Source organism: Synechococcus sp. BL107 (assembly GCF_000153805.1).
Lineage (GTDB): Bacteria > Cyanobacteriota > Cyanobacteriia > PCC-6307 > Cyanobiaceae > Parasynechococcus.
In genome coordinates, this window is record NZ_DS022298.1 from 2,094,500 (window position 1) to 2,107,641 (window position 13,142).

The window sequence follows — 13,142 nt, forward strand, 5'->3', positions numbered from 1 at the left end:
GACGCCTAATTAGGACGCCATGGCGTGAAGGGATCGACCCATACGCTCAGGCACTTCCAAAGCATGGATTTGCCAACGGGCGCGATCTGAGCACGACTCCAAAATTCGATCCAAATCGTCCGAAGCATGCTTCGGGGTTGGATACGGTCCAATGTGACGGGTACCAAGGCCATCCTTAACGGTCAGCAGATACATACATCTCCCTCCTTCCGATCTTGATGGTAAACATGTTTCTCAGGAACGTCGATAGCGGACAACCCGCATCTTCACTGAGAAAACACTGAAAAATTGAGAACTCAATTATTTAATGCCTAGAAAAGGAAAGAGTCTATTTTCTTAAGGATTTCATTCCAATTCGGTAGCTTTTTGCCAACTTCGCCCAGTCCTGGCTTGGGCGCCCCAGACGGCATCCAGGCGGCGATCACGGCCACAACTAAACCGATAAAACGAATACTTCAGGTCGTTGAGCTCGGCGTAATTCTGGTGATATTGCTCCGCAGGCCAAAACGGAGCGGAACCACGAAGTTCCACTTTGATTGCAGAGCGCGGTCGGCCTAGATCTTGAGCGGCAGCCGCCGCACTCATCTCGGCGGCTTTCGCCTGGGCGGCATCAGCGGTGAAAATCACGGGTCGGTAGGAGTCACCGCGATCACAGAATTGACCGCCGCCATCAAAGGGATCCACGTTGCGCCAGTAGCTCCGCAACAACGTGCTGTAAGAGATCACAGCCGGATCGAAGCGCACTTGTACCGCCTCCTGATGGCCTGTGTCTTCTCCGCTCACCTGGCGATAGGTGGGCTGATCCACATGGCCACCGCTATAGCCACTAACCGCATCAATCACCCCAGGCAGGTGTTCCAAATCGTGTTCTAAACACCAGAAACACCCCCCAGCAAAAACCGCCGTTTGTTCAGCCGCCGCAACGGATTGCGGCCCTCCAAACATCAATAGGGCACTAAGGAGTACGCCGATTACTCGAACCATCAGATCACTTGATCAAAGATTGCCTGAGACGCTCTTGCGGTGACGCCAGGCTCCCCCAGCGTGGCGCGAAGACGGCTGTAACCGTGAAGCATCGCTGTCCGTTCCGGACTGCCGTCGTCCAGCAACGGTTGAGCCAACTCCACGAGAGCCTCAGGCGTGAACTCGTCCTGCAGCAATTCTGGAACCAGGCGCTCCTTCAGCAAAAGATTCACCGGAGAAATATGGTCCACCTGGAAGCGCAGCACATGCCTTGCAACGAAGGCGGTAGCTCGGCTTACCCGATAGCCCACCACCTGCGGCACCCCCTGCAAGGCCAACTCCAAGTTCACCGTGCCGGACTTTCCAAGCGCCACATCCGCTGCAGCCGCCAGCTGCTTTTTCACACCATCGGCATCAGCAGCAGGGATCACACGACCGTTCCGCACGCCTGCCGCTGCGAGGGCTTCAGCCAAGGGCTGTTCGAAACGCTCTAAGCCTGCAGGAACCAACACTTGCAGGCCGAGGCAACGCTGCTGAAGCATGGCTGCCGCACGAGCCAGAGCCGGCATCAAATAGCGCAGTTCCTGCGGCCGGGATGCTGGAACCAAGAGCAACACCGGTGCATCAGGATCAAGGCCAAGTGCCCGACGCGATGCCTGCCGCTCCGGCAAGTCTTGAAAACTGTCCAGCAGCGGATGGCCAACCCAAGTGACCTTCGCGCCACGCTCGGCATAAAACTCGGCCTCCGCAGGAAAAATCGCCAGAATCTGATTCGTAAAATCAAGCAATTGGGTGGTGCTGCCATCACCAAAGCGCCAAGCCCATTCCTGGGGAGCGATGTAGTAGGTGATCGGCAACGACGGACGGTGTTTGCGCAACCGAGTGCCTAGCCGGGCATTCGCGCCCACATAGTCGATCAACACCACCGCATCAGGGGGGCGTTGCGCCAACAAGCGATCCACCTTGGCCTGGAGCTGCAAGGTGGGCAAAATCAACGGAACGGCCTCCCACAGACCGATCGCGCCCATCGGAGCGGTGTCGGCAATCAACTCGGCACCAGCCGCCTTCATCCGAGGACCACCGAGGGCCAAGATCTCCAATTCGATTCCCCGACTTAAGGCTTCGGCCTTGAGAGCATGAATCAACAGGCTGCCCTGCAAATCTCCGGACACCTCGCCAGTGCTGATGAGCAGACGCACCATCAGCGATGACTCAATGCAGGAGTCGGCCCACGCCGACCCGGGGCAGTGGACGCCTCAAGGAAGCTGCATAAATGCGCTGCTGCTGGCAAAAGCTCATGGCTGCGAGCCTGCACCAAAGCCTCAGCCATGACGACATCAGAGCGGTAGAGCAAATTCCAGATCTCCTTGAGTTGCTTCAGTTCACGGCCTTCATGCCGATCCGCGAGTCCACTGCGCTGCAAGCCAACCCGATTCAATCCCCGCAAGCGACCTGGGTGACCCTCGACCATCGAATAAGGAGGGATATCGCGAATCACACGGGTCATCCCACCCACCATCGCCAATCCACCGATGTGCACAAATTGATGAATGCCAAGACAACCGCCAATCACCGCACGATCTTCAATCACCACATGTCCTGCCACTTGAATGGCATTCGACATCACGATTCCGTTGCCCAACAAACAGTTGTGGCCGAGATGGCAATAGGCCATCAACAGGTTTCGATCACCCAGACGGGTTTGCTCCCCCTCTTCTGTGGCGCGATTGATCGTGACAAATTCCCGAAGCGTGTTGCCATCACCAATCACCACCTCGGTATTGGCGCCGCGGTATTTCAAATCTTGAGGCTCTTGCCCCAAACAAGCACCAGGGAAAACCCTGTTGTCTTTCCCCAAGGTGACCCGCCCATCCAAGACCACATTGGGCCCAATCCAGGTGTGATCACCGATCACCACCTGCGGACCGATCACAGCACCAGAACTGATCACCACTCCAAGACCGAGCTCGGCCTTGGAATCAACCACCGCTTGGGGATGAATCTGTGGGGTAGACCTTTCCACCGTCATCAGCCTCAGTCCACCAAGGAGAACAACAGCTCGCCGGAGCAAACCAATGCACCCTCAACAGTGGCCTCAGCTTTGATTTTGCCAAAACGCTTGCGTTTCAAGCTCAACAATTCGCATTGAATGATCAGTTGATCTCCAGGCACCACCGGTCGTCGAAACCGGACCCCATCGATGCCTGCAAAAACAAACAATCCCTTGGGCAAATCGGGAATTTGGGCAACGATCAAGCCACCAACTTGGGCCATTGCTTCCACAATCAACACCCCAGGCATCAAAGGACGTTCTGGGAAATGCCCTTGAAATTGGGGCTCATTCATCGTGATGTTTTTGATCGCCGTGGCCGAAACCCCCGGCTCATAGGCAATCACCCGATCAACAAGGGCAAACGGATAGCGGTGCGGCAATAAGCCAGCGATTTGTTCGCTCGTCAGTACGACATCCGATGGCGTGGGATCAGTCACAGGGCAGCAGCGAGATCGGTGTGGAGTCCGTGGGAGCCCCGATAGACGAGGACCTGAGCTTGGGGAAAGCCGACGAGGGCCAGATCTCCAATGAGATCTAAAAGCTTATGGCGCACCGGTTCATCTGGAAAACGAAGCGGCGGGTTCAACCAATGATCACCATCGCAGACCAGGGCATTGTCCAGGGCACCACCCTGAATTAAGCCAGCTGAGCGCAACTGTTCCACTTGATCGCGAAAGCCGAAGGTACGGGCGGGGGCGATTTCTTTCACGAACCGCTCCGGGGTGAGATCCAACGACAACTGCTGCTGCCCAATCGCTCGCTGAGGGAAATCAATAATCCCCACCACTCGGAATGTTGTTGCTGGAATCGCCGTAATCACACTTCCTCCCCGAGAGCGAACCAGCGGTTGAGTGAACGACGGTCTGGGCAGTCGCGGGGTTTTCGCGGGTTGGATTCCAGCCTCCACAATCGCCTCAACCCAGTTCAAGGCCGAACCATCCATCAGGGGAATTTCATCACCCTGAAGCTGGATTTCCGCATGGGTTAAGCCGCACCCGGCCAGGGCTGCCAACAAATGTTCCACAGTGGCCACCTTGCATGGACCCAATTCAAGGGTGGTGCAGAGCTGGCTATCGCGAACCTGGTGGGGAGCTAGGCGAAAGGCTTCGTCATGGCCTTCAACCCTGAGATAGAACCCTGGTTCAACAGATCCCTTGAGTCGAACCACTGAGGAACGGCCGCTGTGGAGGCCAACACCCGAACGCTCAGCTTGTCCGGCAAGTGTCCATGCACCCGAATAATCCTCAGGCCAGTTGGTCACTAAAATTTCCAGCCAATTCCCAGGTTGAAGCGGTAGTCGTCAGTGAAATCTTTCGTGGCCACTTCCAAACGCAATGGCCCGACAGGTGTTTTCACAATCACGCCAGTACCAACAGAAACACCGGAACCGTCTTTATTGAGGAGCAAGCCAGGCTTGCCTTGCACATCTTTTTGGGTGTCAAAGTCTGTGCCGGCATCCATAAACACCTCTCCGGAAAAGATGCTGATCAGCGGAAAGCGGTATTCCAGGGTGATCTCACCAAACGCTTTACCAACGGCTAGGTCGCAGTCGTACCAACCCCGAATTGAATTGGAGCCGCCCAAGCAAAACGCTTCGTAAGGAGGCATATCACCAATCGCCGCACCTGCTTTGACTTGAACACCAATGGCTTGGGGGCAATCAGCAGCTTCACCGGGTTTGGGGCGGCATCCTTTGTGCAGTTTTAGCCAATCCACTGGGAAGAATTGGGTGTAGCTCGTGCGTAGCTTGTTGAATGTCGGAGAATCTTCGTTGAACCCAATAAATTGCTGCGTACTAGCTGTAAAAAAGCTGCCACTCGTAGGATTAGTGGGGTCGTTATAGGAGTTATATGTAGCCGCAAAGCGGAATGAAGTTAAATAATTACTGTCGGCACAATTATATGAAATACAAACAATATCTTTGTTTTTAACTTTTCCGCTGTTTAACTTTCTAGTCGCTACACCATAAGGACGAGAGTCAGCCGAGAAGTTGATTGGCCTAACGTTCTCAAATCCCATACCGACGAGCACGCGCCAGGGAGCATCTTTAAATGGATCGCCACCATTCAGAGGACGTGTAAAGGCGAAATTTCCACCGATCTTACGAAGCGCAATGGAATCACCTTCGTAATTAAACCAACTTTTATTAGGATATTCATCCTCAGCTTTATTAACAGAACCAGGAACTTTGTTGTAATCACTAAAACCGTATTTACGGCCAGTTTCGTAGGCATTACGACTACCATTATCTTCATAATCTTTCAGCGTCCGAATATTTCCATTGTCTTCACTTTGGAAAACCTGAGGAACTTGCTGGCTCAAGAACAACGATCCACGGAATCCAGTGCGATGGTTATCGCCGTAAATCCATGGATCAGTAAAGGTGAGGTTTGACAAACCTCCGTACTGTCCATAGGTCACATTCAAACCAAGGTTCCAGGCTCGACCAAACAGATTGGTGTCTTGAAGCTGGACTTGACCAAAAACACCTTGAGATTGGCTGTATCCCAATCCACCAGACACCTGACCCGTGGATTGCTCAACAATGCCAAGAACAAGAACCACATCACCAGGCTGTTCAGGCACTGGCTTCAGCGTTACTTTGATATCACTGAACAACTGCGTTCCGTACAAACGCTTGATATCTCGTTCAAGCATATTGCGGTTGAAAGCTTCACCCGGCTTGATCGAAACTTCTCGAGTGATCACCCAATCCTTGGTCTTTCCATTGATTGGATTGTCATTCTCATCAACATCATCACCATCCTTGGTGAGGAATTTCACCTCCACATCAGCGACACGACCTTGGGTGAGCTTCAGCGACACCTCCCCATCAGGGCTGACCCGTTCCGGACCCGTGATACGGGCCAATGAGTAGCCCTCGGCGGCAAACCAGTCCTGCAACGTTTTCATCCGCTGCTGGAGATCATTCAGGTTCAACGTGCGCCCAAAGTCAGAAGCGAAGGTCTCCTCCAGAACAGTGGCTGGCAACTCTTCGGAAACGGGATTGAGTTCCACACTTGTGAGCGGTGGGAATGGCTCCACCTGCACGATCACACGCACCCCAAGTGGACCGTTCTCGGGAACGATTCGAACATCGGAGAACCAACCCGTCGCCTGAATGGCGTTGAGGTCGTTCTGAAGTTCATCCCGAGTCACCTGACTGCCAGGACGCACTTGCATGGCGTCATAGGCAGAGAGTTGAAGGCGTTCCTCCTCTGGGTGCCCCACGAGTCCTTCGATCGTGACCTCAGAGATCAGCACCCGTGGCTGCTCCACCTCGACCATTTCGGCATTGGTCTCGTCAGGAGCTGGTTCACCACCAACTTCTGAGGTCTGAGCCTGAACTGGCTGACTGAGTAACGGAACACCCAGAACGAGACTCAAGACTCCGCGACGGATAGCAACCGAGGAACGGCGAGTACGTCGGGTCATCGAAGTGGTATGAGGGCCGAAGCCACAAAAATGTCCGCTGACCTTACAGGCAGTTGCTTGGGTTGGGACATTGGGATTGGACCCGTTTGAAGACCTCCCCGTAGGCCTCCATCACACCGCCCAAATCCTTACGGAATCGATCTTTATCCAAAATCCGATCATTCGCATTGGTACTTCGGCGGTCCCAAAGTCGGCAGGTGTCTGGGCTGATCTCATCAGCCAGCAATAATTCTCCCGCCGATGTCACCCCAAATTCGAGCTTGAAATCAACCAATTGAAGATCGATAGCAGCAAAAAATGGGCAGAGAATCTCATTCACACGACGGGCCAGTTGTTCAATTGCTGACAGACGGTCCGCCTGCACCACCCCCAACAACTGCACCCTGGCCTCGGTCAGAAGCGGATCTCCCAGTGCATCGTCTTTGTAATAGAGATCGAATAAGGCGGGATCCAGAGCTGTTCCCTCAGCGATCGGCGTCTGTCGGCAGAGGGAACCCGTCGCGACGTTGCGCAAAACCACTTCAAGCGGAATGATCTCAACCCGCCGCACTTGCATCCACGTGTCATCGACCAATCCGCAGTAATGCGTGGGCACATTGTGCTGCTCAAGCAACTCGAATAAACGGGCGGAGATCTGACAATTCAGACGGCCCTTATCGTCTAATTGAGCCTTTTTCTGAGCATTGAAGGCCGTCGCATCGTTTTTAAATTCCACCAATACGCGATCGGTGTCTGCCGCAGCGAATACACGCTTGGCCTTGCCTTCGTATAAAAGCGGTCCGTGATCCGGCGTCATAGCGACGGTGCTGTCATTGGTTCTCCTACCGCAGCATGGCCTCCCGGCTCCCGCGGAGAGCGGAGAGACGGTGGCGGCGTGCTCTCCGGATTGAGCTGCAACTGGGTGTAGGCATCATCCAAACGAGCCGCCAACCGTTCAATCCTTCGGCGCGGCCGTTCACCATCGCCACCAGCGGCTAGCTGCAACCGCAACTGCAACTGCAATAACTCCATCGCCAAGCCCCAGGCCTGGACCGATGCCGCCTCATCAAGAGCGACTTCCAAGAGCTGATCAGCTTGTTCAGGATCGGTCGCGGCAAGCCATTCAGCCGCTTGCCCCCGTCGTCGAGCCCCTGCAGCCCCCTGAAAATCCCCTTGAAGAAGAACCAGTGCAGCAGATTGGGGGCGTCCCTGCGACGCTTCATGCTCAGCCAAGGTGTCAAGGCCATTGCGGGGGCCCGCCAACGTGATGTCGTCGAGGGCAGCCACGTTTCCGTCGACAAGGCGCCGCAGCGCTAAGGCCGCCTGCCGATGATCCAAGGCAGCTGAAGCCGCCTGCCAGCGGAGCATCAACCAGCGACGACGCTCATCACCACGAGCTGGACTGAGGCGGTTCAGCACCAGGGCAGTTCCTTCCGGGGCACCACAGGTCAACAGGGCGCCTGCATTGCGCATCGTCAGATCAAAACTCGCTGGAACTGGGTGGATGGCCAGCAAACGATCACGCAGCTGTTGCTTGCGCAGCTTTGTTCCCGCCGCCATGGGATCAAGACAAGCCTGCTCCATGGTGGTGATGGTTCCACTCACCAACAGTTCTTGAAAACGCGCATCGCTCCATGGCTGGGGCGATGCTGTGGGGGTCACGGCACTTAACAGCGTTAAGACCAGAGGAAGAGGGACGATCCCCATGGAAGGCTGCGTTCTACAAAGGAAACCTAAGGGGCTCGCCCCATTCCTTCCGCGGACATGGCCATCTCATCAACCCGTCCCCAAGCTCTGCCACCGCTGCGGCGAGTCCTCATCGTCGGCGGCGGCGGCCGAGAGCAAGCACTGGCTTGGGCTTTGAGCCGCAACGAAGAGATCACAACGGTGTGGATTGCACCTGGGAATGGTGGTCCTGAGGGTCACGCCATCGACATCGCCGAAACCGACAGCGAGGCGCTTGTGGCCTTTTGTCGCCAAAAAGATGTCGACTTGGTCGTGGTGGGACCGGAAGCACCCCTCGCGGCCGGAGTCGCTGATGCGCTGCGCTCCGCCGACATCGCCGTCTTCGGACCGGACGCTGCAGGTGCCCAGCTCGAAGCCAGTAAGGCCTGGGCCAAACAGTTGATGCACGAGGCCGCTGTTCCCACGGCTGGGCACTGGTCAGTTCACAGCGAAGACGAGGCCTTGGCCGTTTTGCACGAGCTCAAACGTCCTTTGGTCGTGAAAGCCGACGGTTTAGCAGCGGGCAAAGGGGTCACGGTGGCCGAAACTGTGGCCGAAGCAGAAGCCGCCATTCAAGAGGCCTTCCAAGGGCGTTTTGGTGCGGCTGGATCCCAGCTCGTGCTGGAGGAACGACTCGAAGGCCCTGAGGTTTCGGTGTTCGCTCTCTGTGATGGCGAACGCATGGTTCTCCTTCCCCCAGCCCAAGACCACAAACGGCTTCAAGACGGCGATCAGGGACCCAACACCGGAGGGATGGGCGCTTATGCCCCAGCCCCACTTCTTGATCAAGACGCACTTCTCGAGGTTGAAGCCTTGGTGCTTCAACCCATCCTGAAAGCCTTGAGAAACCGCGGTATCGACTACCGCGGCGTGATTTACGCCGGTTTGATGCTCACGGCAAGCGGACCGCAGGTGATCGAATTCAACTGCCGCTTCGGCGATCCCGAATGCCAAACCTTGATGCCCTTACTGGGTCCCGAAGTGGGTGCTGTGCTGCAGGCCTGTGCGCTGGGCCGCTTGGATCTCGCCCCAACACTGACCATTTCAACGCGTTGCAGCGCCTGCGTTGTCGCTGCAGCAGAGGGCTATCCCAACGCACCCCGCAAGGGTGATGCCATCCATTCCACCCATCAAACCGACGACACCCATCAGCTATTCCACGCGGGTACCGAGCGGCAGCCAGACGGGAGTCTCACCACGTCCGGAGGCCGAGTGCTCGCTGTCGTGGCCCAGGGAGATGATTTTATTGCCGCCTTTGCCGCTGCGTATTCCGGCATGGCTGGTATCAACTTCCCTGGAATCACTTACCGTCGCGATATCGGGCATCAGGTGCGCTCAATCCAATGAGCAGCGAGAGCGGAGCAGTTATCGCCGATTGGGCTTTACCTCCAAACGGTGGTCCCCCCACCGACGACACCACACTGTGGAAACGCATCGCAGCGTGGTGGGCTGAGTTCACACTCCAAACCAAGTTGCTGGCGGTGGCCACCTTGGTGGTGAGCCTGACGATGACCGGCATCACCTTTGTTGCGTTAGCGGGCATCCAACGGGATGCCGCCATGAACGACACCCGCTACGCCAGGGATTTGGGCTTACTGCTTGCGGGCAATGTCACTGAGCTCGTAGCGGATGGCCAAGACCGTGAGCTTGCCAATGTTGCTGAAAAATTTTGGCGCTCAAGCCGAAGCGTTCGCTACATCTTTTTTGCCGACCCCGAAGGCGTGATTTATTTAGGGATCCCAATCAGCGCGACGCCCACCGGAGAAGACGGTGAACTCCGCCTGAACCGAAGGCTCGAACTCCCCGATGAGCTGAGACGGCGCCCCCAAAATCCCTTAGTGCGTCAGCATCTGACCCCGCAAGGGACTGTGACCGATGTCTTCGTTCCGTTAATTCGCAACGGAACCTATTACGGGGTACTGGGTTTAGGCGTGAACCCCAACGACACAGCCCTGGCCAGTGCCGCCTTAACCCGCGAAGTCACCGTGGCGGTGTTCATTTCCATTTGGGTGCTGGTGATTCTGGGCGCGGTGTTCAACGCCCTCACGATTACCAGGCCGGTTAAAGAACTTCTCCGCGGGGTGCGCTCCGTGGCCTCCGGCGATTTCCAAGCCCGCGTGGACCTTCCCATGGGTGGGGAACTGGGTGAATTGCTCACCGGATTCAATGCGATGGCCTCCCAGCTGGAGGCCTACGACGAAGCCAATATCGAGGAACTCACGGCTGCCCAGGTGAAGCAACAGTCGCTGATCGCGACCATGGCTGATGGGGCCATCCTTCTCGATGCCACAGGTCGCATCGTTCTCGCCAATCCAACGTCACGACGCCTATTTCGCTGGGAGGGCCGCAGTCTTGAGGGTCAAGAATTGGTGGAGGAGCTACCAGAATTGCTCTCGATCGAAGTCCACAGCGCTCTGGATGCCCTCCTGTTCAGCAGCTCCGACGGTGAAGACCTTCGATGCAGTGTGGGCGAACCAGCCCGGACCCTGCGCATCGTGATGCAAGCCGTGCGCGATGCCAGTGGAGAAAGCCTGAAGGGCATCGCCGTCACCATTCAAGATCTCACCCGTGAGGTGGAACTCAATGCAGCGCAAAGCCGTTTTATCAGCAACGTCTCGCATGAGTTGCGAACGCCGCTGTTCAACATCAAGAGCTACGTCGAAACCCTGCATGACTTGGGGGACCAACTCACCGAAGACGAAAAAAAAGAATTTCTTGGCGTTGCCAACGACGAAACGGATCGACTGACTCGCTTAGTGAACGATGTTCTCGACTTATCCCGACTCGAATCAGGCCGAACCGTTCAGTTCGAAACGATGAACTTGCGGCCCGCCATGGAGCAAACCCTGCGGACCTACCGACTGAATGCCGAGGACAAAACTGTTGAACTCGAATTAGACGTGGCACCCGATCTGCCCGACGTTCTCGGCAATTGGGATCTCCTCCTACAAGTGTTTGACAATTTGGTGGGCAATGCACTCAAGTTCAGTCGGCCGGGCGGCATCCTGAGCATGCGTGCTTACGTCTGGCCGGATACCTGCCGGGTCGAAGACCCAATCAGCACGATGAGTGAGGGACCCACCTGCACCCTCACCTCACCATTACCAAAACTGCGCGTCGAGATCGCAGACACTGGCTATGGAATCAGTGCCCAAGACCAACAACGCATCTTTGACCGCTTCTATCGCGTGGAAAATGCTGTTCACACCGAAGTTGGTACGGGCCTCGGACTTTCTATCGTCCGTGGAATTCTCGATAAACATGGAGCCCAAGTGTTCATGGTGAGTGAACTGGATGTGGGCACCACATTCTGGTTTGAACTCCCTCTTGAGGAGGCGGATCGTGATGAACTTGCGCTTCAAGCAGAGCGCCGATCAATTAGCGCCGCAAGCGATGAGGACAACATCGAATGAGCATTCTTTAGTCGTCCGAAGAAACACTCTTGGCGATTCGAGAGAGTTCGCTGCGTTCATCGGTGGAGACGCGATGGGGAACACCAGAAATAATTCTCTCAAAATTGGAGAAAGAGTCTTTAATTTGTGGGCCATTTCCAGTGATCACAAATTCGCGAATACCCTTGTCGTGCCAAGAACCACGCATCTTGAACACATTGAGAGCGCGGGCCATTTCACCGCGAATCTCAACGTATTGAAGCAACAAAATGGTGTCCGTAATCGTGGAGATATGGGAATCAGTGATTGAATGACTCCCCATAAACTCCTCAGAAGTATTCGTGAAAAAACCTGCAATTTCTTCCTGTTTTGCATAGCCAGTAACGCCAATTACAAATTGACGGAACGCGTTATGGCTCACACCACGGGCCAACGCAGACAACGAATCAATGGCCATTCGAGAAGGCTTGAACTCACTGATTTCCGTTTTGATGATTTGAAGATGATCTTCTAACCCTGTGGATTCTGGATAAGCGCAAATGATCTTCAGCAGACCATCCTGCTCCATTTGTTCAAAATCGATCCCCCAGCTGGTGCCATTCCGCATCAACTGTGCACGGGACTCTTCATAGGCAAAAAGAATGGCTCGTTCCTTATTACGGCATGCATCTTCAATAAACTTCGACACCAACATCGTCTTGCCAGTGCCCGTTGCGCCAGTGGCCAAGATGATCGAGTCTTTAAAGAATCCACCACCGCACATCTCATCCAAGCGGGGCACTCCAGAGCTCACCCGCACGTTGGATGACCGTTGGGTGAGTCGCATCGCACCCAAGGGGAAAATGCTGATGCCATGGGCACCCATCGTGAACGGGAACTCCCCTTTCATATGCGTGGTGCCACGCAATTTGAGGATCTCCACCGTGCGTCGTCGGCGTTCTCCCTCCAGCACGTTGCGGAGAATCACGACATTGTCGGAAACGAACTCTTCCACGCCGTAACGAGCGATGGGTCCGTACTCATCAATGCGTTCGGTCGTCATCACCGTGGTGACACCAATTTCCTTCAGCCGAGCAATCAGGCGGAAAATTTCACGACGCACCACAAACACAGCGTCGTACTGCTGGAACACCGCAGTAATCGAGTCGATGACAACCCGCTTCGCTTTGTATTTGCGAATCGCATAATTGATTCGCTCAATCAGACCCGAGAGGTCAAAGCTGCCGGCCACATCCTGACCATCTGGATCAGGAGAGGCATCCAAAATGAACAGCTTGTCCTGTTCCACCATCTCCTGAAGATTCCAGCCAAAGCTGGCTGCATTCCGCAAGATGTCGAGCGGTGATTCTTCGAAGGTGACGAAGATCCCTGGCTCTTCGAAATGCTTGATTCCGTTATGGAGAAAGTGAAGCGATAAAACCGTTTTACCGCTGCCTGACGTTCCACTGATCAGGGTGCTGCGCCCAATGGGAAGTCCACCGTGACAAACATCATCAAAGCCCTCAATCCCCGTCGCGAGCTTTTGTACCTGCATCTGTGACTGACCGCTAGCGGGAGGAAATTGCATGACCAAGACCTATGAACAAACCGTAGTG

At 55.3% G+C, this 13,142-nt stretch carries 12 protein-coding genes; 2 read left to right on the plus strand and 10 right to left on the minus strand.

Annotation, left to right across the window (positions count from 1 at the left end):
• Positions 1-9: 9 nt before the first annotated feature.
• The 9 genes from BL107_RS13175 to BL107_RS10990 all read right to left on the minus strand — a co-directional run bounded on the left by BL107_RS13175 (position 10) and on the right by BL107_RS10990 (position 8,137).
• Positions 10-195, minus strand: a complete 186-nt coding sequence (locus BL107_RS13175) for a hypothetical protein (RefSeq protein WP_037988524.1) — start codon at positions 193-195, stop codon at positions 10-12.
• Positions 196-345: 150 nt separating this feature from the next.
• Positions 346-984, minus strand: coding sequence for a peptide-methionine (S)-S-oxide reductase MsrA (gene msrA, locus BL107_RS10955; RefSeq protein WP_037988526.1), 639 nt, complete (start codon positions 982-984; stop codon positions 346-348).
• A complete protein-coding gene (gene lpxB / locus BL107_RS10960) occupies positions 984-2,165 on the minus strand; it encodes a lipid-A-disaccharide synthase (RefSeq protein WP_009790422.1) in 1,182 nt (393 codons plus the stop codon). Before lpxB ends, msrA begins: the two co-directional genes overlap by 1 nt.
• Entirely contained in the window at positions 2,165-2,992 is an 828-nt protein-coding gene (gene lpxA / locus BL107_RS10965) for an acyl-ACP--UDP-N-acetylglucosamine O-acyltransferase (protein ID WP_009790423.1), read from the minus strand. Before lpxA ends, lpxB begins: the two co-directional genes overlap by 1 nt.
• 5 nt (positions 2,993-2,997) lie before the next feature.
• On the minus strand, positions 2,998-3,453 hold the full coding sequence (gene fabZ, locus BL107_RS10970; protein ID WP_009790425.1) for a 3-hydroxyacyl-ACP dehydratase FabZ: 456 nt from the start codon (positions 3,451-3,453) through the stop codon (positions 2,998-3,000).
• Complete coding sequence (lpxC, locus tag BL107_RS10975; RefSeq protein ID WP_009790427.1) at positions 3,450-4,277, minus strand: UDP-3-O-acyl-N-acetylglucosamine deacetylase; 828 nt, start codon at positions 4,275-4,277, stop codon at positions 3,450-3,452. The genes fabZ and lpxC overlap by 4 nt, the downstream gene beginning before the upstream one ends.
• Positions 4,277-6,451, minus strand: a complete 2,175-nt coding sequence (locus BL107_RS10980; RefSeq protein WP_009790428.1) for a BamA/TamA family outer membrane protein — start codon at positions 6,449-6,451, stop codon at positions 4,277-4,279. The genes lpxC and BL107_RS10980 overlap by 1 nt, the downstream gene beginning before the upstream one ends.
• A 43-nt stretch (positions 6,452-6,494) precedes the next feature.
• On the minus strand, positions 6,495-7,247 hold the full coding sequence (gene purC / locus BL107_RS10985) for a phosphoribosylaminoimidazolesuccinocarboxamide synthase (RefSeq protein ID WP_009790429.1): 753 nt from the start codon (positions 7,245-7,247) through the stop codon (positions 6,495-6,497).
• Positions 7,244-8,137 carry a hypothetical protein gene (locus tag BL107_RS10990; RefSeq protein WP_009790430.1) on the minus strand — a complete coding sequence of 298 codons (894 nt, stop codon included), beginning with the start codon at positions 8,135-8,137 and terminating at the stop codon, positions 7,244-7,246. The genes purC and BL107_RS10990 overlap by 4 nt, the downstream gene beginning before the upstream one ends.
• A 57-nt stretch (positions 8,138-8,194) precedes the next feature.
• Between BL107_RS10990 and purD the strand changes: the two genes are divergently transcribed.
• The gene (gene purD / locus BL107_RS10995) at positions 8,195-9,502 is read left to right on the plus strand and encodes a phosphoribosylamine--glycine ligase (protein WP_009790431.1); all 1,308 of its coding nucleotides are present in this window, start codon (positions 8,195-8,197) and stop codon (positions 9,500-9,502) included.
• A complete protein-coding gene (locus BL107_RS11000; RefSeq protein WP_009790432.1) occupies positions 9,499-11,568 on the plus strand; it encodes an ATP-binding protein in 2,070 nt (689 codons plus the stop codon). The genes purD and BL107_RS11000 overlap by 4 nt, the downstream gene beginning before the upstream one ends.
• A 7-nt stretch (positions 11,569-11,575) precedes the next feature.
• Here the strand turns inward: BL107_RS11000 and kaiC are convergent, their stop codons facing one another.
• On the minus strand, positions 11,576-13,114 hold the full coding sequence (gene kaiC / locus BL107_RS11005; protein WP_037988529.1) for a circadian clock protein KaiC: 1,539 nt from the start codon (positions 13,112-13,114) through the stop codon (positions 11,576-11,578).
• Positions 13,115-13,142: the final 28 nt, after the last annotated feature.